Origin of the sequence: Streptomyces dryopteridis (assembly GCF_049606955.1) — a bacterium.
GTDB lineage: Bacteria > Actinomycetota > Actinomycetes > Streptomycetales > Streptomycetaceae > Streptomyces.
Genome location: NZ_CP187114.1, coordinates 1,912,253 through 1,933,600 on the forward strand (window position 1 = coordinate 1,912,253; position 21,348 = coordinate 1,933,600).

Annotated in this window: 21 protein-coding genes, 1 pseudogene and 1 riboswitch; of the genes and pseudogenes, 17 read left to right on the plus strand and 5 right to left on the minus strand. The window is 75.7% G+C overall.

Going from position 1 to position 21,348, the window contains the following annotated elements; translation table 11 throughout:
* Positions 1 to 120 precede the first annotated feature (120 nt).
* A complete protein-coding gene (thiM, locus tag ACN20G_RS35125; protein WP_424217316.1) occupies positions 121 to 897 on the minus strand; it encodes a hydroxyethylthiazole kinase in 777 nt (258 codons plus the stop codon).
* Positions 898 to 944: 47 nt separating this feature from the next.
* A riboswitch (TPP riboswitch) is annotated at positions 945 to 1,070 on the minus strand.
* Between the two features lie 203 nt (positions 1,071 to 1,273).
* On the opposite strand from thiM, the gene ACN20G_RS35130 reads away from it, so the two are divergent.
* Positions 1,274 to 1,639 carry a nuclear transport factor 2 family protein gene (locus tag ACN20G_RS35130; protein WP_424217317.1) on the plus strand — a complete coding sequence of 122 codons (366 nt, stop codon included), beginning with the start codon at positions 1,274 to 1,276 and terminating at the stop codon, positions 1,637 to 1,639.
* Between the two features lie 36 nt (positions 1,640 to 1,675).
* On the opposite strand, the pseudogene ACN20G_RS35135 reads toward ACN20G_RS35130, so the two are convergent.
* A pseudogene (locus ACN20G_RS35135) lies at positions 1,676 to 2,700 on the minus strand (amidohydrolase family protein); the annotation flags it as partial.
* On the opposite strand from ACN20G_RS35135, the gene ACN20G_RS35140 reads away from it, so the two are divergent.
* Positions 2,692 to 3,108 carry a MarR family winged helix-turn-helix transcriptional regulator gene (locus tag ACN20G_RS35140; RefSeq protein ID WP_424217451.1) on the plus strand — a complete coding sequence of 139 codons (417 nt, stop codon included), beginning with the start codon at positions 2,692 to 2,694 and terminating at the stop codon, positions 3,106 to 3,108. The pseudogene ACN20G_RS35135 and the gene ACN20G_RS35140 sit on opposite strands and share 9 nt — an antisense overlap.
* Positions 3,109 to 3,204: 96 nt before the next feature.
* Here the strand turns inward: ACN20G_RS35140 and ACN20G_RS35145 are convergent, their stop codons facing one another.
* Positions 3,205 to 4,026: a helix-turn-helix domain-containing protein gene (locus tag ACN20G_RS35145; RefSeq protein ID WP_424217318.1), complete on the minus strand. Its 822-nt coding sequence runs from the start codon at positions 4,024 to 4,026 to the stop codon at positions 3,205 to 3,207.
* 231 nt (positions 4,027 to 4,257) lie between these two features.
* Between ACN20G_RS35145 and ACN20G_RS35150 the strand changes: the two genes are divergently transcribed.
* The 11 genes from ACN20G_RS35150 to ACN20G_RS35200 are packed head-to-tail and all read left to right on the plus strand — an operon-like array spanning position 4,258 to position 14,531.
* Positions 4,258 to 5,286, plus strand: a complete 1,029-nt coding sequence (locus ACN20G_RS35150) for a hypothetical protein (protein ID WP_424217319.1) — start codon at positions 4,258 to 4,260, stop codon at positions 5,284 to 5,286.
* Complete coding sequence (locus ACN20G_RS35155) at positions 5,283 to 5,540, plus strand: acyl carrier protein (protein WP_424217320.1); 258 nt, start codon at positions 5,283 to 5,285, stop codon at positions 5,538 to 5,540. The genes ACN20G_RS35150 and ACN20G_RS35155 overlap by 4 nt, the downstream gene beginning before the upstream one ends.
* Positions 5,537 to 7,300 (plus strand): AMP-binding protein, encoded by a 1,764-nt coding sequence (locus ACN20G_RS35160; protein WP_424217321.1) that lies wholly within the window; start codon positions 5,537 to 5,539, stop codon positions 7,298 to 7,300. Before ACN20G_RS35155 ends, ACN20G_RS35160 begins: the two co-directional genes overlap by 4 nt.
* Positions 7,297 to 8,307, plus strand: coding sequence for a hypothetical protein (locus tag ACN20G_RS35165; RefSeq protein WP_424217322.1), 1,011 nt, complete (start codon positions 7,297 to 7,299; stop codon positions 8,305 to 8,307). Before ACN20G_RS35160 ends, ACN20G_RS35165 begins: the two co-directional genes overlap by 4 nt.
* Positions 8,304 to 9,044 carry a PaaI family thioesterase gene (locus ACN20G_RS35170; protein ID WP_424217323.1) on the plus strand — a complete coding sequence of 247 codons (741 nt, stop codon included), beginning with the start codon at positions 8,304 to 8,306 and terminating at the stop codon, positions 9,042 to 9,044. The genes ACN20G_RS35165 and ACN20G_RS35170 overlap by 4 nt, the downstream gene beginning before the upstream one ends.
* Complete coding sequence (locus tag ACN20G_RS35175) at positions 9,041 to 10,618, plus strand: AMP-binding protein (RefSeq protein WP_424217324.1); 1,578 nt, start codon at positions 9,041 to 9,043, stop codon at positions 10,616 to 10,618. Before ACN20G_RS35170 ends, ACN20G_RS35175 begins: the two co-directional genes overlap by 4 nt.
* A gap of 11 nt (positions 10,619 to 10,629) precedes the next feature.
* Positions 10,630 to 11,856: an aminotransferase class III-fold pyridoxal phosphate-dependent enzyme gene (locus ACN20G_RS35180; RefSeq protein ID WP_424217325.1), complete on the plus strand. Its 1,227-nt coding sequence runs from the start codon at positions 10,630 to 10,632 to the stop codon at positions 11,854 to 11,856.
* Positions 11,857 to 11,882: 26 nt separating this feature from the next.
* The gene (locus tag ACN20G_RS35185) at positions 11,883 to 12,152 is read left to right on the plus strand and encodes an acyl carrier protein (protein WP_424217326.1); all 270 of its coding nucleotides are present in this window, start codon (positions 11,883 to 11,885) and stop codon (positions 12,150 to 12,152) included.
* The gene (locus ACN20G_RS35190) at positions 12,149 to 12,823 is read left to right on the plus strand and encodes an RraA family protein (RefSeq protein WP_424217327.1); all 675 of its coding nucleotides are present in this window, start codon (positions 12,149 to 12,151) and stop codon (positions 12,821 to 12,823) included. The genes ACN20G_RS35185 and ACN20G_RS35190 overlap by 4 nt, the downstream gene beginning before the upstream one ends.
* Before the next feature lie 3 nt (positions 12,824 to 12,826).
* Complete coding sequence (locus ACN20G_RS35195; protein ID WP_424217328.1) at positions 12,827 to 13,924, plus strand: cytochrome P450; 1,098 nt, start codon at positions 12,827 to 12,829, stop codon at positions 13,922 to 13,924.
* Between the two features lie 28 nt (positions 13,925 to 13,952).
* A complete protein-coding gene (locus ACN20G_RS35200) occupies positions 13,953 to 14,531 on the plus strand; it encodes an O-methyltransferase (RefSeq protein WP_424217329.1) in 579 nt (192 codons plus the stop codon).
* A gap of 5 nt (positions 14,532 to 14,536) precedes the next feature.
* Here ACN20G_RS35200 and ACN20G_RS35205 read toward each other — a convergent pair whose 3' ends face one another.
* Complete coding sequence (locus ACN20G_RS35205) at positions 14,537 to 15,370, minus strand: class I SAM-dependent methyltransferase (protein ID WP_424217330.1); 834 nt, start codon at positions 15,368 to 15,370, stop codon at positions 14,537 to 14,539.
* A gap of 48 nt (positions 15,371 to 15,418) precedes the next feature.
* Between ACN20G_RS35205 and ACN20G_RS35210 the strand changes: the two genes are divergently transcribed.
* The 4 genes from ACN20G_RS35210 to ACN20G_RS35225 all read left to right on the plus strand — a co-directional run bounded on the left by ACN20G_RS35210 (position 15,419) and on the right by ACN20G_RS35225 (position 20,176).
* Entirely contained in the window at positions 15,419 to 16,015 is a 597-nt protein-coding gene (locus tag ACN20G_RS35210; protein WP_424217331.1) for a helix-turn-helix domain-containing protein, read from the plus strand.
* A 194-nt stretch (positions 16,016 to 16,209) separates the two neighbouring features.
* Positions 16,210 to 17,706 (plus strand): pyridoxal phosphate-dependent decarboxylase family protein, encoded by a 1,497-nt coding sequence (locus ACN20G_RS35215; RefSeq protein ID WP_424217332.1) that lies wholly within the window; start codon positions 16,210 to 16,212, stop codon positions 17,704 to 17,706.
* Complete coding sequence (locus ACN20G_RS35220; RefSeq protein WP_424217333.1) at positions 17,703 to 18,929, plus strand: sulfotransferase family protein; 1,227 nt, start codon at positions 17,703 to 17,705, stop codon at positions 18,927 to 18,929. The genes ACN20G_RS35215 and ACN20G_RS35220 overlap by 4 nt, the downstream gene beginning before the upstream one ends.
* A complete protein-coding gene (locus ACN20G_RS35225) occupies positions 18,926 to 20,176 on the plus strand; it encodes a cytochrome P450 (protein WP_424217334.1) in 1,251 nt (416 codons plus the stop codon). The genes ACN20G_RS35220 and ACN20G_RS35225 overlap by 4 nt, the downstream gene beginning before the upstream one ends.
* Before the next feature lie 15 nt (positions 20,177 to 20,191).
* On the opposite strand, the gene ACN20G_RS35230 is transcribed toward ACN20G_RS35225, so the two are convergent.
* A complete protein-coding gene (locus tag ACN20G_RS35230) occupies positions 20,192 to 21,082 on the minus strand; it encodes a hypothetical protein (RefSeq protein WP_424217335.1) in 891 nt (296 codons plus the stop codon).
* Positions 21,083 to 21,348 lie beyond the last annotated feature (266 nt).

Genomic DNA, 21,348 nt, shown 5'->3' on the forward strand with positions numbered 1-21,348 from the left:
CGACGCGCGGGCCCGGCCGGACCAGGCCGGATCCGCCCCGGCCCGGATCGGCCCGTGCGCGGACACGCCGGCCGACGCGGGCAGGTCCGCCCGCGGGGCGCCGCGCGGCCCGCGCACGGTTCAGCGCAGGTCGAGGGCCTCGGCGAGCCGCTGCGGGCCGAGTTCGTACAGCGCGTCGATCAACGCGACCGCGAACGTGCCCGGGCCCGCCGAGCGGGCGGCGGCGTCCTGGGCGGCCACGGTGAGCAGCCCGGTCGCCGCGGTGGCGGCCAGCAGCGCGTCGTCGGTGACGGCCGTGCAGGCGGCCACCAGCGCGCCCAGCGCGCAGCCCGTACCCGTCACCAGCGGCAGCAGCGCGTGCCCGTTGCCCAGGCGCACCACCCGCGACCCGTCCGTGAGCACGTCCACCGGGCCGCTCACCGCCACGGCGCAACCGTGCCGCCGGGCCAGCGCGTCGGCCGCGTCCAGCGCCGCCTCGGGGGAGTCCGTGCTGTCCACGCCCCGCCCGCCGGTCCCGCCGCCCAGCGCCAGGATCTCGGAGGCGTTGCCGCGGATGACGGTCGGGGCAGCGCTCGCCAGCAGCTCGTGGGCCAGTTCGGTACGCCAGGGCAGCGGGCCGACCGCCACCGGGTCGAGCACCCACGGCCGCCCGGCCCCGGCCGCCTCCGTCACCGCGACGCGCATCGCCTCCGCCGTCACGGACGTGACCGTCCCCAGGTTGACCAGGACGCCGCCGGCCACCCGGGCCAGCGCGCCGGCCTCCTCCGCGCTGTGCACCATCGCGGGGGCGGCCCCCGCCGCGAGCAGCACGTTCGCGGTGAACTGCGACACCACGACATTGGTCAGGCAGTGCACCAGCGGAGCGGAATCCCGCAGCGACGCGATCACGTCGGCCACGGCCTCAGGGGAAACGGTCGTACCCTGCCGGGCACGCACGAGGGCAGCATCCATCGTCAACACTCTTCCTACGCCGGCATTACCCGGTCCAGGTTCATGCGGTCGACGGAAAGGGGAACAAGTCCCGTCCGTCCTCTCAGCCCGGCTGCTCCCGAGCTCCCGCGGTGGTCGTTCCGTAATGTACCCCCTCCGTCAACACCCCTCGACCCCGGGCCCGACCGAGGCCCGTCCCCCCGGTCCCGTGCGCCCACCTGGTGGAACCGTGCCCCAGGGGGTGTTCGGGAGCGTGAGCGCACGGTGTGCCGGCCCGCCGCGGTGGGCCGGCGGTGGTGCGCGGGGCGTGGTGGAGTGGGAGTCGGACGAGAGGAGGGCGCGCGTGAACGGCAGGGACACGGGGGCGGCAGCGGTGCGGCTCGTGGACGAGGTGTTCCGGTGCTACCTGGCCGGGGACCGGGCGGCGGCGGAACCCCTGTACGCGGAGGACTTCACCTTCACCAGCCCCCAGGACGACGCGATCGACCGGGCGGCCTTCTTCGACCGCTGCTTCCCGACCGCCACGCGGGTGGCCTGGCAACGGATGCTCCAGATCGTGCCGGCCGGCCCGGAGGGCGGCGGCGAACTGGTCCTGGTGCGCTACGAGTACGAGCTGCGCACCGGCGTCCGCCACCGCAACACCGAGGCGATCCTGGTCCGCGACGGCCGCATCGCGCGAACCGAGGTGTACTTCGGCGGCCACGTCTGAGCGGCAGGCCCCCGCGCTCGGCCGACGCGCGGGGGTTCAGGCGGCCAGGCGGGTGCCGCGGCGCCACACCGCGCGGGTGTTGAGCGTGTCCCCGATGTCGGTGGTGGGGTCGCCGTCGACCAGCAGCAGGTCGGCGCGCAGACCCTCGGCGATCCGGCCGCGGTCGGAGAGCCGGAAGCGGCGGGCGGGCGTGGCGGTGGCCGCCCGCAGCGCCGCCGCCGGGGCGAGGCCGGCCGCCACGAGGTGCCGCAGCTCCTGGTGCACAGCGGCACCGTGCGCGACCCCGCCCAGGAACGACATCGGCTGGGAGGCGTCGGTGCCCACCAGCAGGTCCACGCCCGCGTCGGCCAGGGCTCGCACGCTGTCCAGGACGTCCTGGAACCGGCCCTGCGGGTAGTGCCCGAAGCAGGAACGCAGCGTGGCGTCCCAGTCCTCGTCCAGCCGCGAGGCCACGCGCGGGTCGTCGGCCAGTTCGCCGCCGGTGATGCCCATCATGGACGCGTTCAACACCGTGCACGGCACGACGAAGGCCCCGGCGTCCCTGATCATGCCGATGATCTCCTCGGTGGGCGGCTCGACGAAGAGGTGCGCCAGGCCGTCGACGCCCGCCTCGATCGCCATGCGGGTGGCGTCGATGGTCAACGCGTGGGCGACGGTCAGCACGCCGTGCCGCTTCGCGGCGGCGACACCGGCGTTCAGCCTCGCCCGGTCGAGCACGGGCAGTCCCGGGTGCCCCTCGACGCTGCCGTCGTCGATCATGAACTTCACGTAGTCCGAGCCGTGCGCGATCAGGCGCGGGACGGAGGCCGCCGCGGCCTCGGGGCCGGTGGCGTCGGGGTGGTAGGGCGGCTCACCCCGGCGCCCCTCGCCCTGCCCGCCGCCCGGGGCCGCCGTCCCGGCCGCCGCCGGCGCGCCGGCCGGGGTCGAAGTCCGGGGGGGAACAGCTCGCTCGGGTGCCCGCCCGGCGGGGGCAGGGCGAACCCCGAGGAGCGCACGTCGGCCACCGCGTCGTCCTCGGCGATCGCCGCGCGCCGGTCCCGCGTGTTCGCGCCCTGCATCTCCTCGACAACGTCGGCCCCGCGCTGTCCAGGCTGCGCCGCCGCGTCGGCGCCGGCCGGGGGGACCTGACCCGCAACATCGTCCTGAACGTGGTCTCGGACGCGGCCGGCCGGATCACCGTGGGCGGGGTCGCCGAGGAGATGGGCGTCGCCCAGCCCGTCGCCAGCCGCGCCGTCGCGGCCTGCATCGCGGACGGTCTGCTCCGCCGCGTCGCCTCCCAGCACGACGGCCGCAGCAGCCTGCTCGAACTCACCGACGCCGGGGAAGCGGCCCGCCGGGGCTACGCCACCGAGCAGCGCCGCGCCTTCGAGGAGATCACCGCCCACTGGGACGACGCGGACCGCGTGCAGTTCGCGCGCTTCCTCACCCGCTACGGCCGCGACGCCGCCGCACACACCCCACCCCACTGACCCGACACACGCCCACTGCGAGACCACACCCGCCCCGCCGGCCCGGTCTCTCCGCGTTCGGCGTGACCACGCCGCTCCGGCACGGGTGCGCGGGACTCAGGCGCTCGGGGTTCCGGTGCGCAGGAGGGCCGGGGTGTGGCCCGTCATGCGTTTGACCTCGCGGGCCAGGTGGGCCTGGTCGCTGTACCCGCAGAGGGCGGCCACCTCGGCGGGGGGCCGGCCCGCGCGCAGCAGGTGCACCGTGCGGCGCAGCCGCAGGATCCGGGCCACGGTCTTCGGTGGCACGCCCACCTGGTCACGGAAACGATTCTCCAGCGCCCGCCACCCCCACTCGCTGCCCTCCACCAGCCGCCGGATCGGGATCCGACCCCCCGTGCGCTCCAACTCGCGCCACGCCCACACCACCCCCGGCGAGTACGCCGGGCCCGCCTCCGCCCACCGGGCGAGCGCGCCGTCGAGCCGCCGGAAGCACGCGGGCCAGTCCCCGGCCGCCGCCAACTCCCCGGCGAGCCCGTCGAAACGCGCGCCGAGCAGCTCCCGGGGGTGCACCACGGTGTCCGTGAGCCCGTGCATCGGCACCCCGAACACGCGGAACGCCGCCCACGGTGCGAACGCGACCTCCAGCCCGTGCACCGGGCCGCTGTACTCGCTGGTCCGGGCCCGGGTGTGCAACCCCGCCAGGGACGCGGAGGCCACCCCCGTGCACCCGTCGCCGGCGCCCGGCCGGGAGGAGACCCGCATCCCGCCCCCGAACAGCACGGTGAGCGTGACCGTGCCACCCGGCACGTGCAGCCGCTCGTACGGTCGGTGCAGCGGGATCCGGTAGCCCCGGTAGCCGCGAACACCCGGGGCCAGCCGTGAGGAAGGGGTGTCCCGCGTCCACTCGAAGGGTCCGGCGGAGCAGCTGCGATCGCGCACGGCGGGTCCTCTCCTGCGCTGCCGCGCCGGTGGTTCGGGTGCGTTCGTCGTGAACACATGCTGGGCCGCGCAAGCCCCCAGCTCACAGACGGTTGTCGGCCATTCGCTCGGCATACCGGTGCGAATTTGTTCAATACCCTTCCGGTTCCGGGCCGCATGCTCGACGGGTCTTCCCCGGGCGGGTGCCATCGAGTTCCGCCGGACCGCGACATCGCGAGAGGCGGAACACCCGTGCCCCAGCGCATCATCGAGGACCTGCCCCCGAACGCCCGCGACCCCGATCCCGACACCGACACCGACGTCCCCGAGGCCAGGGGCGCCGGCGCGCTCGACCTGTACGACCGCTGGGAACAGCACAACTGGCGGATCTCCGACCTCGACCTCGCGGGCGACCGCCCCGCCTGGGACGCCCTGCCCGCGCCCGTCCGCGACGGCCTCCTCACCGGCCTCGCCGGACTCTTCCTCGGCGAGGTCTCCGTCACCGAGACCCTCGCCCCCCTCGCCCACGGCGCACCCCGCCACGACCACCAGCTCTACCTGTGCACCCAACTCGCCGACGAGGCCCGGCACACCCTGTTCTTCCAACGCTGCCTCGACGCCCTCGTCGGCCCCGACGCCCACCGGCCGCAGGACCTGCACACCCCCGGCCGCCGCACCGAGGCGTTCGCGGACGTGGTCGAACACCGCCTCGGCGAGCTGACCTCGGCCGTCCGACCCGGCGGCGACCCGGCCCACTGGTACCGGGCGGTGACCCTCTACCACCTGATGGCCGAGGGGGTCCTGGCCATGACCCTGCTGCACTCCCTGGCCCGCACCGTCGACGCCCTGCCCGGCCTGCCCGCCCTGTCCGAGGGCCTGGCCCGGGTGGCCCGCGACGAGGCCCGGCACGCCGCGTTCGGTGTCATCGCGCTGCGCGAGGGCGTCCGCGAAGGGCACCGCGAGGTCATCGCCCGCGAGGTGTTCGACGGGATCCCCGCCGCCGCGATGGCCCTGGTCGACCCCGAACGCCGACTGATCACCCCCCTGGGCCTGCGGGCCCTGACGGTGCGTCAGGGGCGGGCCCTGGTGGAGCAGTGGGAGGCGGCGGCGGCCACGCTCCGCCGGCGCCTCGTGCGGATCGGCCTGCCCGACCTGGCGGACGAGGCCCGGCACGCCTGGTTCCGGGCCTGCGAACGGGCCGTCACCGCGTACGAGGACCGTTACGGCACCCACCCGAGCCGGTCGGCCGGTCGGCCCCCCGGCGGAGAGGCGAACGAGTGAGCCCGCAGGACACCATCACCCACGAGGTCCGCGCCATCGTCGCGCGCATCGGCGAACTCGACCCGAGCGAGGTCACCGGCGAGGCCCGACTGGCCGACGACCTCGCCTTCGACTCCCTCCAACTGATCGAACTGGCCGCGACCATCGAAGAGCGCTTCGCGATCGGCCGGGTCGACGAGACCGCCGTCCTCGACATCGTCACGGTCCACGACGTGGAATCGCTGGTCGCCCGCCTCGCCGAGGCCGCCCGGTGACCCGATTACTGGACTGGCTCCACGACCCGCCCGAGGACACCGGCATCTCCTTCCGCACCGGGAACACCTGGCGACGCCGCGACTACCACCACCTCGCCGAGGCCACGCTCCGCGTCGCCGGCGCCCTCACCGAGGCCGGCGTCCGCCCCGGGGCCGCGGTGTCCGTGGTCCTGCCCACCGGACCCGAGTTCGTCGCGGCCTTCTTCGGCGCCCTCGCCGCCGGCGCCACCCCCAACCCGCTGGCCCCGCCCGCCCTGTTCGCGGACACCGCCCGCCACACCGAGCAGACCGCACGCCGCCTGCGCACCGCCCGACCCGCCGCCGTCGTCACCGACACCGCCGGCCTGACCCACGTCGAGGCGGCCCGGGACCGGGCCGGACTCGTCGCCCCCGTCCTGACCGGTGAACGCGTCGCCCGCGCCACCCCCCTGACCGTCCCCCGCGCCCCCGCCCGCGCCGCCCTGCTCCAGTTCACCTCGGGCAGCAGCGGCGAACCCCGCGCCATCGAGGTGGGCCGCGAGAACCTGGAGAGCAACCTGGCCGGAATCGCCCGGTGGTTGGGGATGCGGCCCGGCGACCTCACCGCCACCTGGCTCCCCGTCCACCACGACATGGGCCTGATCGGCTGCCTCCTCGCCCCCGTGGTCACCGGCACCGGGATCCTCGCCCTGAGCCCCGCCGAATTCGTCCGCTCCCCCCTCCTGTGGCTGGAGTGCTTCGGCGCCCTGGGCGCGACCCTCACCGCGACCCCCGCCTTCGGACTGTCCCACGTGCTGCGGCAGGTGGAACGCCGCCCCGAGGCCCTCGACGGATGGGATTTCGGCCACTGGCGGTCGGTGATCGTGGGCGCCGAACGCGTCGATCCCGAACTCCTCGACCGGTTCGCGAGGGCCCTGCGGCCCCGGGGCTTCGCACCGGAGGCCCTGTGCCCCGCCTACGGGCTCGCCGAGAGCACCCTCGCGGTCACCGGCGTCCACCCGGGGCGGGCCGTGCGCACCGTGCTGCGCCCCGACGCCGCCCACGCCCCGGCCCCCGCCCCCACCCCCCTCACCACCCCCGACCGTCCCACGACGAGCCCCGCCACGAGCCCCGCCGTGAGCCGCTCGGCCCGGGTGGTGGGCTGCGGCCCCCCGATCGCCGGCGCCGAACTCCGGATCCTCGCCGAGGACGGCACCGAACTGCCCGAGGGACACCTCGGCACGATCGCCGTCCGCGGCCCCGGCGTCGCCCACCGCGCCCTCGGCCCCGCCGGCCCGCGCCCGATCGCCGACGCGGACGGCTGGCTGCTCACCGGCGACAGCGGACTGCTGCGCGACGGCGAACTCTTCGTCGTCGGACGTCTCGGCGACGCGCTCAAGGTACGGGGCACCACGGTGTTCGCCGAGGACGTCGAGAACGAGGTCGCCCTGCGCCTGGGCCTGCCCCCGTTCCGCGTCGTGGCCCTCCTCGGCACCGTCGGCTCCACCGACACGGTCATCGTCCTGATCGAGGGCCGAGCACCCCGCGACCCGGCCCCGGACGGCGCCGCGGGCCCCTGGGACGCCGTCGCGACCGTCGTGCGCCGGCACGTGGGCGCGGGCGTCCACCGCCGCCTCTTCCACGGGCCGACCGGCTGCGTCGAGCGCACCACCAGCGGCAAACCCCGCCGGCGCGCCATGTGGCGACGACTCACCGGACCCGACCCCACCGGCGTGACCGAATACCGCCCACGACCGCCCGTACCCCTCGGACCCGTACCCCTCGGATCGGAGGCCCCGTGACCGGCGACGAGGACCACACGAAGGGCTGGACCGACTCCCTGGCCGCCCTCGTCCCCATACCCGCCCCGCACCGCCGCGAGGACCAGGACCGGGCCGCCGCCCGCCGCACCCTGCGCTGCGACGACGCCCTCCTGGACCTCCTGGTCCGCGAGGGACTGCCGTCCGCGGGACCCACCGGCGACGAACGCTTCGACGCCCACGACCTCTACAACCTCGGCCTGTACTCCGGGTCGCTCCGGTCGCTGCCCGAGTACGCCGCCCTGTTCGTCGGCCGACTGGCCCGCGCGGACACCGCGACCTGGCTGGCGCCCATGGACTGGCGGCTGCGGCTGCGGGCCTCCTGCGGCGCCCCGGAACACTGCGGCGACGAGGACCGGTGGACGGTGGCCCGCCCCCTGCCAGAGGCATCCGGCGGCACCGTCCGGGAACTGACCGGCCGGCCCCGACCCGAACCCGCCGCCCACGAGCTGGCCGTCACCGGCGCCGACGGGCCCGTCGAGGTCACCTGGCACCTCACCACCGCCGGCGTCCGACACCGCGTCCTCGACCCACGACCGGCCGAACTGATGCGCTGGCTGACCCACGACTTCCGGTTCCAGTCCCTGCCGTTCTCCCTCGCCCGCGACACCGACCTCGTGCGCAGGACCGGCGTGGCCGACTGCGTGGCCGGCAGCCTGCTGATGGAGGAGGAGTGCCGCCGGCTCGGCATCCCCGCCCGCGCCCGCCGCACCCTGCTGCTCGGCGTCGTCGCCTTCCTCAACCACGGCCGCCTGGAGTTCACCGACGAGGACGGGGTCGAGAAGGCACTCGACCCCGGCCTGGCCGCCTTCGCCCGGATCGACGGCGGCGACACCTCGCGCTTCGAGGAGTTCTGCCACGGCTCCACCTCCAACCGCCTGGTCCCCCTGGCCGGCCCACCACGCCCCACCCTGGCCGCGCACGGCCCCCACGCCCGTTGCACGCCCGAGGTCGCCACCCTCGTCGGCAGAGAGGAACCGCCCGCGTGAGCACGGACCCGCTGGAGCACTACCCCGGCTGCTACGGCTGCGGCACGGCCAACGAACGGGGCCTGGGCCTGCGCCTGACCTGGGACGAGGAACACGGCACCGCCCGGTACACCGTCCCCGCCCACGCCGAGGGCGCCCCCGGCATCGCCCACGGCGGACACCTCGCCGCCCTCGTCGACGAGGCGATGGCGCTGATCGGCACCGCCGCCTGGGACGGCCCCACCATGACCGCCCGCCTGGAGGTCCGCTACCTGCGCCCCACTCCCGTCGGCGAGCCGCTGTTCCTGCGCGGCCGGGTCGAGGAGAGGACCGGGCGGGTCCTGCGCACCCTCGTCGAGGGCGGCGTCGCCGACGGCCCCGTCACCTTCCGGGCCTCCGGCACCCTGATCGGCGTGCCCGCCGACCGCTGGCTGGCGCCGCTGGCCGCCGTCTACCGACCGGCGGAGATCGGCGCGGGCATAGTACTGGGCCTGGAACTCCTCGACGCCTCGCCCTCGCGGTGGACGATCCGCGCGACCCCCGAGGGCATCACCGGCGACCGCGGGTCGGCCGACGCTGCCGACACCGCCGACGTGGTCTACCGGGGCCCCGCCGGTCCCTGGCACGACCTGAGCCGGCACCGGCGCGACCTGGACGAGGTGCTCGCCGAGGACGGGGTCCGGATCAGCGGGGACACCACCGCGCTGCGCCGACTCCTCGCGGCCCTCGCCTTCGACCCCCCGGAGACGACCACGTGACCGACACCCTGCCCACCGACCCCCTCACCCACGAACTGCTCCTGCGCGGACCCGCCGACCGGGACGCCGTCGACGGCCCCACCGGCACCTGGTCCTACGCCCGGCTGACCCACTACGCCCGGACCTGCGCGGCCGAGTTCCTGCGCCACGGCCTGACCGACGGCGCCCGCGTGCTCGTCGCCCTCGAACCCACCGCCGAGGCCGTCGGCGTGTTCCTCGCCTGCTCCATGGCCGGCGCCGTGTACGTGCCGGTGTCCCCCGACACCCCGGCCCCACGGGTACGCGAGATCGCCGCACACGTCGAGGCCGCGGCCTGGCTGCACGCCCCCGGCGCCCCGCCCCCACCGGCCCCGGTCGCCCACGCGGCCGAGGTCACCGCCGAAGGCCCGCGCTTCCACAGGGGAGCGCCGCGCCCCGTCCCGCACCGCCGCGCCCTCGGCACCGACCCCGCGTACATCGTGTTCACCTCCGGCACCACCGGCCGGCCCAAGGGCATCACCAACTCGCACCGCTCGCTCGTCGCCTTCTTCCGCGCCCTCACCGCACACTTCGCCCTGCCCGGCGAGGCCCGCGTGGGCAGCTTCTCCCCGCTGAGCTTCGACCTCAGCCTGCTGGACCTCGGGCTCGCCCTCGGCTCCGGCGCCACCCTGGTGCAGGTGCCCAGGATGCTCGTGCACCACCCGCGCCGCCTGCTGCGCCGGCTCGACGCGCACGGGGTGAGCCTGGTCAGCGCGGTCCCGTCGGTCTGGCGCCCGCTGCTGGCCACGGCGGGGGAGCGGATCGAGGTCCCGGCCGCCCTACGCGCCGTCCACTTCACCGGCGAACACTTCCCCGGCCCCGAGGTCCGCCGGCTCGCCCGGCTCCTGCCCGGGGTCCGACTCACGCACGGCTACGGGCAGTCGGAGTCGATCCAGTGCTCGTTCCGCGACCTGCCCGACCCGATCCCCGAGACCTGGGACGCGATGCCGATCGGCCCGGCCCACGAGGGCTGCGAACTGCTGCTGCTCGACGAGAACGGCAAGCCGGTCACCGAACCGGGCGACACCGGCGAACTCCACCTGCGCGGCACCACCCTGTTCAGCGGCTACTGGGGCGACCCCGACGCCACCGCCGCCGCCCTCGTGCCCGACCCGACCCGGCCCCTGGCCCCGGAACGGGTGCTGCGCACCGGGGACCTGGCGACCCTCACCGAGGACGGCGAATTCCGCTTCGCCGGCCGCCGCGACCACCAGGTGCAGATCCGCGGCAACCGGGTGGAACTGGAGGAGATCGAACGGGTGCTGCTGGAGCACCCCGCCGTCGCGGGCGTCGTCGCCCTGGTCACCGACCGGGGCGAGGGCGCCGAACCCACGGTGTGCGTGGTGCCCGCCGCGCCGTCCGGACCGAACGCGCCGGCCACCCCGAGCGAACGCGAACTGCGGGCCCACTGCCGCGAACGCCTGCCCGACTACATGGTGCCGCGCCGCGTCGTCCTCGTGCCCGCGCTGCCGCACTCGGTGCACGGCAAGCTCGACCGCCGCGCCGCGCACGCCCTGGCGAGCGCCGCCCACCCGCCCCGAGAAGGCACCCGTTGAGAGAAGGTCGCATGTCACGGCACACGTCACGGCGCAGTCTGCTCGACGAATCCCACGTCCTGTCCTCCCGGCACCGGCTCGTGAGCGCCCGCAACGAGGTCCTCGTGCTGTCCACCCCCGACGGCCCCGAGCGCGCCTACACGGACCTGATGAGCGCCTACGGCGCGGTGAACTTCGGGCACGCCAACCCCGACATCACCGCCTCCGCCGACGAGCCCGCCGACCTGGCCGGCTGCTTCTACCCGCCCGAGGCCGACGAGGTCGCCGACTGGCTGTGCGCCCGCCTGAACCTCCCCCGCCACCGGGTGCTGTTCCAGGTCGGCGGCAGCTTCGCGGTCTCCACGGCCCTGGCCCTGGCCCGCCGCGCCCGCGCCGGCCGGATCCTCGCCATGGAGGGCTCCTTCCACGGACTGGGCCAGGACACCCTCGCCGTCACCGGCATCCAGCACGCGCTCGCGCTCCAGGCCGGCCCGGGCGTGACCCGGCTCGGCGAGGACGTCGACTTCCTCAAACCCGGCTCCCCGCCCCCGGACTGGTCCCTCTACTCCTGCCTGCTGTTCGAACCGGTGCAGGGCGCCAACGGCTACGTCCCCCTGGAACGCGCCTGGCTGGCCGACCTGGCGGCCGGGGCCCGCGAGGCCGGCGTGATCGTCGTCGCCGACGAGGTGCAGAGCGGCTTCCACCGGCACGGACCGCTGAGCGTGGCCCGCGCATGGGGCCTGACCCCCGACGTCCTGCTGTTCGGGAAGTCCCTCACGAACGGGCTGTACCCGCTGTCGGCCGTCGTCCACGACGAGGCACTGGAAGGACCGCACACCGACCCCGGCGTCCGCCTGGCACACACCTTCCAGACCGGCGTGCCCGGCTACCGGGCCGCCGCCGCCGTGACCCGCTGGCTCGACTCGACCCCGGTCGCGGACCTGGCGGCGGGCGTGCACCGGGCCCTGCGGGACGCGGCCGACCGGCTCAGCCCGCTGCCCGAGGTCCGCGGCGTCCACCTCACCGGGCCGACCCTCTCCTTCGAAGTGCTCGGCGGACGCGGCCCGCGGGCCGTGCGCCGCGCGTTCGAGGACGGAGTCGTCGCCTTCGTCGGCGGCCCCGCCTCCGAACGCGTCCGCGTCGCCCCGCCCCTGACGATCCCACCCGCCCGACTGGAGGCGGCCCTCGCCGTCCTGGTCGCCGCCGTCAAGGCCACGACCGGCCCCACCACCGGCCCCACCACCGATCCCACCCGCTGAACACCCGGAAGGAGCACGAGAGCACCATGCTCGACCGCCCCGAGTTCACCGACGCCGTCACGGAGTTCCTGACCAAGAGCAACCCGGAGGTCACGGAAGCCTTCGGACCCGACGACAACCTCTTCACCCTCGGCCTGGTGGACTCCCTGCGCCTGGTGGAACTGATCGTCACCCTCGAACGCCTCACCGGACGGGAGATCCCGGTCGAGAACTACTCCATCAGCTCCTTCTACACGATCAACGGGCTGTACGACATGGTCGCCTCGACCCCGCCCGCCCCCGGGGAGGAGCGATGACCGGGCAGAACGAACAGGAGATCCGCCGGCTCGCGGCCCTCTTCGCCCCCCTGGGCTGCGCCCTGCTGCACGACGCCGCCCCCGACCACGCCGCCGTCGTGGACGCGCCCCTGCGCTCCCGCACCCCCGGCCTGCCCATCGCCGGCCCGGTCTTCCCCGTGCACACCGACAACGACATGCTGCCCGTGCTCCAGGCCCTGGACCAGGCACCGCCCGGCTGGGTGATCCTCGTGCGCAACACGGCGGCCCGCTCCGAGGCCCTCGCCGGGGACATCATGGCCACCGCCTGCAAACACCGGGGCCTGGCCGGGCTCATCGTCGACGGCGCCGTGCGCGACGTGGACACCCTCCCGGCCATCGGCTTCCCCGTCCACAGCACCGAGGTCACCTTCGTGTCGGCCAAGACCGCGAAGGTCCCCGCCCGGCAGGTACCGGAGACCGTCACGGTCGGCGGCCGGACCCTGCGCCCCGGCGACTGGATCTTCGCCGACGGCGACGGCGTGCTGACCGTCCCCGCCGAGACCGCCGGCCCCGTCATCCGGGCCGCCGTCCTGCTGGGACGACGCGAGGAGGAACTGCGGGCCCGACTGCGCGCCGGCGAGACCATGGGCGACCTGTGCGGACTGGCGGACTTCCTCGCCGGCCGCGCCCCGCTGCGATTCGAGGTCTGAGCGGTGCAGGCCCCGCCCGCGCCCCTCGTCCTCACCGAACACCGACTGGTGCGGGAGGTGCTGCGCCGTCCCGACTTCACCGTCGAGCACCCGTTCCGCGCGACCCGCCAACTCTTCGGCCCCACCGCCATCGACGTCGACGGACCGCGCCGACGCCGACTGCGCTCGCACGTCACCTGGTTCACCCCCGGCCGGATGCCCGACTGGCGGCGCCGGGTCATCGACCCCGCGGTCGCCGAACTGGTCGACGCGCTGCCCGAGGGCGAGCCCGTGGAGTTCATGACCCGGATCGCCGCCACCCTGCCCACCCGCGTGTTACTGCGGGTCCTGGGCCTGCCGGCGCGGGACGCACAGTGGGTGTGGGACCGGCTCGTGCCGATCACGGACCACATCGAGACCCCAGGCCCCCCGCTCGCGGCGGTCGCCGCCCGCGACGAACTCGCCGCCTGGGTCCGGGACCACCTCCGCGCCGGCCCGGAACCGGACGGCCTGCTGACCCTGCTCAAGAACTCCCTCACCAACCCCACACCCAACCCCGCGCCCGACCCCACGTCCACCCCGGCGCTCGACACCGACCTCGACACGGCCGTCCGCACGGCACTCCTGCTGCTCGCCGCCGGCACCCGCACCACGGCCGCCGCCGCCGGCAACCTCATAGTGACCCAGCTCCGCCGCCCGGACCTGTGGCGGGCCGTCCGCACCGGACGGCTCGCACCGGCGGACGTCGTCCGCGAATCCCTCAGGTGGCTCACCCCCCTGCGCCGCACCGTCCGCTTCGCCACCGCCGACACGACCCTCGACGGGACCCCGATCGCCCAGGGCGCCGTCGTCGAACTCGACCTCGCCGCCGCCAACCGCGACCCGGCCGCCTTCGACCACCCCGACGCCTTCCTCCCCGACCGAGCCGGCGGACCCCTGATGACCTTCGGCACCGGACCCCACGCCTGCGCCGGAGCGCGCCTGGCCCTCGACGAACTGGCCTCCCTGCTGGCCGCGTTGACCCACCGGTTCGCCGACGCGACCCCAGCCCCGGGCGCCGCCGTCACCACGAGCGGCGCCGTCTTCCACCAACCCCGGACCCTCTCCCTCGTCCTGCGCTGACCCAACACCCCCTCCGAAAGGACCGCCCGTGCGGGACACCCCCACCGCGCGCCCACCCGCCCTGGACGCCATCCTCGCCGACACCGAGGCCCTGGGCTTCGCGATGGCCTGCGAGGAACGCACCGGCGCCCTGCTGGCCGCGCTGGCCAGCTCCAAGCCCGGCGGCCGGCTCCTGGAACTGGGCACCGGCACCGGCGCGGGCACCTCGTGGCTGCTGCACGGCATGACCCCGGACGCCCGGCTCCTCACGATCGACGAGGACCCCGGGGTCCGGTCCGTCGCCGAGACCCACCTCGGCCACGACCGGCGCGTGCGCTTCGTCACCGCCGACGCCGACACCTGGCTCGACACACCCGACCCCGGCCCCTACGCCCTCGCGTACGCCGACTGCCCACCCGGCAAGTTCACCCGCCTCGACGACGTGCTCCGCCTCCTCGAACCCGGCGGGCTCTACGTCGTGGACGACCTGCTGCCCCAACCCTCCTGGCCCCCCGGCCACCAGAGCGCCGTCGACGCCTTCCTCACCCAGGTCACCCACCACCCCCACCTGCACCCCCTGCGCCTGACCTGGTCCACGGGCCTCCTCATCGCCACCCACACCCCCTGAACCGTTCAGGGCCGGTGAGCGGTCCAGGTGGTGCGGGTGGTGCGCACGACCAGGTCGTCGCGGTGGGCGACGGCGAGGGGGTGCGCCGGATCCAGCAGGGCGTCCAGCGCGGCCAGGTCCTCCGCCGTCAGTGCCTCGGAGGCGTGGGAGCGCAGTTTGGCCAGGAAACCGTGGGCATAGGCGTTCAGGGACGGGCCCGCCTGGGCGCCGTCGAGGCGGATGTCGACGGGCCGGCGGTCCCGGCGCACGAACCCGGCGGCCCGGAGCGCGTCGGTCCAGTCGTGGGGCGACCCGGTGTTCGTGACGGCGTGCAGCCGGCCCTCCAGACCGGGCCGGCCCACGCCGGCGTCCTCGGGCAGGAACAGGGGCACGCAGTCCATCTCCGTGACGGCGACCAGCCCACCCGGACGCAGGTTCTCGAAGATCCGCGTGAAGGCCCGGGCGGGATCGGCGACGTGGTGCAGGAACGCGGAGGCCCAGACCAGGTCGTACGGCCCGCCCCGTCCGATCCGCGTCCAGGACTCGTCCACGTTCGCCTCGACCGTGCCGATCCGGTCGCCCACCCCCCGCGCCGCGGCCCGCTCCCGCAGGCGGCGCAGCATGCGCGCGGAGAGGTCCACCGCCGTGACCCGCGCGCCGGGGAATCGGCGGGCGAGCGCGAGGCTGCCCGTGCCGGGGCCGCTGCCCAGGTCCAGGACACGGGCCGGAGGACGGTCGACGAGTTCGGCGAGCCGATCGGTGAGCCCCGCGAAATAGGGGGCCAGGACCTCGCCGTCCAACTCCAGCAGCCCCGCCAAGGCCGCTTCCGCCTCTTCGGCCCGCTCGTGATGTGTGGTCATGCCCCGACGGTAGGTCGATCACCGCCGAGGTGTCATAGGCTCTTGCCGGTGGAGCAAGAATCGACCGTGGACGCCGCCGTCAGGACCCGGATCAGGGCCCTGCGCACGGCGCGCGGCTGGTCGCAGGAGAACCTCGCGGAACGCGCCCGGATCAGCCCGTCCCAGCTCAGCCGCATCGAGACCGGTCACCGGCGGCTCAGCCTCGACCAGCTGACCGCCATCGCCGGGGCGCTCGGCACCTCCCTCGACGCGCTCGTCGCCTCACCCGAGGACTCCGGCGTGATCATCCGGCCCGACCACGACCCCCGTCGCGGGCTGACGACCTGGCTGCTCAACGAGGGCGACGGGTCCCGGGGCCCCACCGTCGGCAAGATGCGGATCACGGAGCAGGCGGGCGAGGTCGGCCCGGACGATCTCGGCGTCCACCCCGGCCGCGACCGGTTCACGGTCCTGTCCGGCACCGTCGTCCTCTACCTCGGCGACCGCGTCGTCCGCGTCGAGGCCGGACAGAGCGCGTCCTTCCCCACCACGATCCCGCACGCCCTGCGCAGCGACCGCGGGCCCGCCGAGATCCTGATCGTCCTCGACCACGCCGAAGAGCACGCCGGAGAGCGCACCGGGGACCGCGGCGACCCCGCGGGCTGAGCCCCCGTCCGTGTCGAGCCGGCCCCGGGTGAGGGCGGCGCCCGCCGCACGGAAGGACCGAACCCGGTCCGGCCCCCGCCCGACCCACCCCCCCCCGGAGCCCGTGCCGCGCCCCGAGGAGTCCGGCCCGGCCGGAAACCGGCGCCCGAAAAGGGCTCTTGCGCCGCCCGTGGGCACCGGCCCATCGTCGTTCCGTGAAGACGATCATGTACGAGGACGGGGGATCGGACCCCGACGAACGGGCCCCGGCCGCCCTGGAGCTGCCGGCGGAGGTGACACGTGCCCTGGGTCGGCGCACGTGGGAGATCGTCACCGGGCACCTGCACGACGCCCCTCCCGGTTCCCCCGTGGCCGCGCCGGACGCCCCGGCCACCGGCGCCCGGCTGCGCGCCGAGCCCCTGCCGGAGGGCCCGGCGGGCGCCCCGCTGAACGTCGTGGACGAGGTGGGGCGACTGTTGCGCGAGGGCAACGCCCACCCGGACCACCCCGATTTCCTCGCGTTCACGCCCTCCCCGGGGACCGTCACCGGAATCCTGGGCGCCACCCTCGCCACCGGCTTCGCCGTCCCGGGCGGTTGGCGGTTCACCGCACCGGTCTCCGCCGCGATCGAGTCGGCCACGGTCCGGTGGCTGGTCGAACTGCTCGGGCTGAGCCCCGGCACCTCGGGACTGTTCGTGTCCGGGGGATCCACCGCCAACCTCACGGCGCTGACCGCGGCGCGCGACGCCCGGGTGGGCACCGAGGCGCGGGCCGCCACGGCCTACTTCTCCGACCAGACGCATTTCTCCGTACCGCGGGCCCTGCACGTCCTCGGCATCGACTCCACGCGGGTCCGGATCCTGCCCGGCGACCCGCGCCGAGGGATCTGCCCGACCGACCTGGCCCGCCGCGTGGCCGAGGACCGATGGCACGGACTGCGCCCGTTCCTGGTCGTGGCCAACGCCGGGACCACCGCCACCGGCGCCGTGGACCCGCTGCCCGAACTGGCCGCGTTCTGCCGGTCGGAGGGCCTCTGGCTGCACGTGGACGGGGCCTTCGGCGCGGCCGCCGCCCTCACCGAACGGGGACGGGCGCGACTGACGGGCCTGGCCGACGCGGACTCGCTGAGCCTGGATCCGCACAAGTGGCTCTTCCAACCCGCCGAATCGGGCTGCGTGTTGCTGCGGGAACCCGAGCACCTGACCCGCGCCTTCGGCGTGGAGCTCCCGTCCTACCTGGAAGCGGGCGCGGACACCTCCGGCGATCCGCACGCCGAGCCCGACTACCTCCAGTGGGGGGTGCAGCAGACCCGGGAGTTCCGGGCGCTGCGGCTGTGGCTGTCGCTGAAGGTGTTCGGCGCGCGGGCGTTCCGGGCCGCCGTCGACCGGGGGCTCGACGCCGCCGAGGCCGTCGCCGCGCACGTGGACGCGCACCCCGGCCTGGAGCTGGTGACCGGCCCGTCCTCGGCCGTGGTCACCTTCCGCCCCCACCCCGACCGGCCCGACGAGCTCGTGGACCGGGTATGCCGGGAACTGCGGGCGGAGGGGCGCGCGATGCTGGTCGGCGTCACCGTGGCCGGTCGCCGCACGTTCCGGCTCTGCCCGATCAACCCGCGCACGGAACCGGCCCGCCTCCTCGCCCTGGTCGACCTGATCGCCGAGCGGTGCGCGGCGGCCGGCCGGGACCCGAACCCCGCGGCCGGTGACCGATGAGCGGCCGCGCCGATGACCTCGTGGACGCGGCGACGCTGCCGGCCGCGCCGCGCCTGGACGCCGAGGAGCTCCGGGCGGAGGCGGTCCGACGCACCGGTCTGCGCGCGTTCGGGCCGCCCACCCACGGGCCCGCCCTCGACGTGCTGATCGCGTCCCTGGAGTCCGAGGCCCGGCTCACCCCGGCGGGCCGCGCCGAGATCCGGGCGACCCTCCTCGGCGCGTTGTGCACGCGGCTGCGGCTGCACGCCGGTCCCGTACCGCCCCTGGAGCTCGCCCCGCCCGTGGTCCTGATCGGACTGCCCCGCACCGGCAGCACCCTCCTGCACCGGCTGCTCGCCGAGCACCCCGCGCTGCGGGCACCGCGCCTGTGGGAGCTTCTCGCGCCGCTCTCCCCGCCCGGGGTCGAGGACGCCGAGCTGGTCGCGGACGCCGAACGGCACGTGGCCGACCTCGCCCGCACCGCGCCCGACCTGGCCCGCGTGCACCCGACCGGGGCGCACGCGCCGGAGGAGTGCGAGCACCTCATGAACGTCGACTTTCGCAACAGCGTGCTCGGGTCGATCGGCTACCGGGTCCCCACGTACGCGGCCTGGCTCGCCGAACAGGACCTCACCACCGCCTACCGCCTGCACCGCGCGCAGCTCGCACACGTCCTGGCCCGGCGCCCGGCGCCCGCCGACGCCCGGCTCCTGCTCAAGAGCCCCTCCCACCTGTGGCACCTCCCGGAGCTCGACGCGGCGCATCCCGGCGCCCGGTACGTGGTCCTCGAACGGGACCTCGACGAGGCGATCGGCTCGGTGTGCGGCCTGGCCCTCGCGGCGCGCCGCAAACGCAGCGACGCCGTGGACCCCCGGGAAGTCGGCCGTCAACTCACCGCCGCCACCCACGTCGGTCTCGCGCGGATGCGGGCCTTCACCACCGACCCCGCCGTCTCCGACCGCTGTCTGACCGTCCGGTTCCGCGACCTGGCCGAGGACCCCCGCGCCACCGCCACGCGCGTGCTGGACCGGCTCGGACTCGCCACCGACGCCGCGCTGCACCGACGGTGGCGGGACCTGCTGCGCCGCGAACCCCGTCCGCCCCACACGCACCCGAGAGCCGACTGCGGCCTGCCGACCACCCCGGCCCCGACCACGCCCGCTCCGCCCACCCCGGCCCCGATCACGCCCGCCCCCAGCGGCACGGGACCGTCCGGCACCGGCCCGACGGAAGGAACCCCGTGACCCCGACCGCGCCCTCCGACCCGCACCACCCGAGCCCTTCGGGGCCCCGGCCCCCGGGCTACCCCTTCGACCGTCCGCACTGCCTGGCCCCCATGCCGCACACCGGTCTCCTGACCACTCCCGGCCTGGCCCGGATCACCCTGCCCAGCGGCCATCCCGCACACCTCGCGGTGCGGCACGCCGACGTCACTCGCGTGCTCGCCGATCGCCGGTTCAGCCGCCGGGAGATGCTCACCGCCCCGGGCGGGCCCCGCATGACCCTCGCCGACCGGGACGAGCCGAGCCTGCTCGGCCTCGACCCGCCGGACCACACCCGGGTCCGACGGCTGTGCGCCCCCGCGTTCCGCCGTGACGCCGTGGCGGCCCTCACCCCCACCGTCACCGGGCACGTGCACCGGCTCCTGGACGCCCTGCCCGCCGACGGCACGACCCCCGTCGACCTGCACGCCGCGTTCTCCCTGCCCCTCGCCGACGCCGTGCTGTGCGAGGTCCTCGGGGTGCGCCCGGAACGGCGTGCCCCACTCGCCGGGTGGGCCCGCCGCAAACTCGCGTTGACCTCCCTGCCGCCTCGGGAGGCACGGGCCGGTCACGAGGCATTGCGCCTGCACTGGGAACGCCTGCTCCTGCCGGAGAACGGGGCCGACACCCTGATCCCCGGCGGGGTGCTGCACCGGCTGCGCCGGGCCCATCTGGCCGGCGGGCTCAGCCGCGCGGAACTCCTCGCGACCACGGTGAACCTGTTCGTCGCCGGCCACGCCACCACGGCCGCCACCCTCACCAACGGGGTCCTCGCCCTGCTGAACCACCCGCCCCAGTGGCGGGCCCTCGTCGAGGACCGGACCCTGCTGACCCCGGCCGTCGAGGAGATCCTCCGCTTCGACACCATCGCCGACGTGGGCCTGCCCCGCCTCGCCGTCGCCGACGTGACGGTGGGCACGACCCTCGTCCGGGCGGGCGAGGCGGTCGTCCCCTCGCACGCGCACGCCGGCCGCGACCCCGCCGTCTTCACCCGGCCGAACGTCTTCGACATCACGCGGCCCCCCGGACCGCACCTCGCCTTCGGGCACGGCCCCCACCGGTGCATCGGGGCCGCCCTGGCCCTGCTGGAGCTGCGGACGGCGATCGGCGCGCTCGCCGACCGCGCCCCGGACCTGCGCCCGGCCGTACCGCCCCGCTCCCTGCCGTTCCCGGGCGGCTCCCTGATCGGCGGGGTCGACCGCCTGCCCGTGCTCACGAACAGAACCTGACCCGCCCCCGCTCCGTCAGCAGCGGACGGTCAGCCCGGTCCCGGCGGAGCAGTCGGCGCCGGCGGTGTCGTTGCCCGGGTCGGGGTCGATCGGACTGCTGTGGGTGCGGGTGGCGACGGCCGACAGGCGTCCGAGGGAGAGCAGGTCGAGGTGGGCGGTGAACGTCGAGCGGGCGGTGGCCCCGGCGGCGAGGTCGACGGCGGTGCAGGCCACCGCCTTGGCGGCGGCGTCGTAGGCGCAGTGGGCCGGGAGGCCGGTGACGGAGGTGGTGCGGTCGGGGAGGGTGGTGGTGACCGTGCCGGTGGCAAGGGTGCCGGGACCGGTGTTGGTGGTGGTCTGCGTGTAGGTGACGGAGCTGTTCGCCCCGTCGGCCCGCGCCGTGAGCCCCACGGCGAGATCGGCCGGTTCGAGGACCCGGAAGGGGACGGAGGCGGGGGAGAAGGCCCCGCCGGCGCCGCCGACGTTCCCGGTGGGGGTGAGGGTGTGGACGCCGGGGGCGGCGTTCGCGGCCACGGTGGTCGTGATCCGCACCCGGGCGGTGGAGTGGGCGGGGATCTTCGGCGAGGAGCCGAAGCCGTGGTTCACCTGGAAGGTCCTGCCGGGCGGTTGGACCACGCACACCCCGGCCCAGGGACCGGCGAGCGTCTCGCAGGCGAGACTGTCGGTGGGGGAGAAGATCGGATCGCTCGCGGTGAGCGTGTGCGCGGCGGTCACGGGCGCGGCGGTGTCGTTGGTGAGGGTCAGGGTGAACGTGACCGTCTCACCGGGCGAGGCCGAGGCGGTCGACAGCTCCATCGAGCTGGTCGTGTTGCCGGTGGAGACGGAGTCGGCGTGCACCGGTGAGGTGACGCCGAGCAGGACCGCGGCGAGTGCCGCGGCGGTGGCCCAGAGGGAAGGCTGTCGCATGGCGGGAGTCCTCTTTCGCGCGTGCGGGGGGACGGAACGGGGCGCGGGGCGCCGGGTGCGCGCCGCGTCGTGGCACCACCCCGTCCCCGGTGATGTGCCAACGGGACAACGACCCCGCCCCACCCCGGTGCCCACCACCACCGAAACCTGTCCGGAACCCTCCCGCCGGGCCGGATCGAGATCACCCGCCCGGACCCGGACCGGCCGCTCTCCTTCGTCGGCGCCGAACCCCACGAGGCACGGCCCCGGCAGACCGCGGCCGGTGC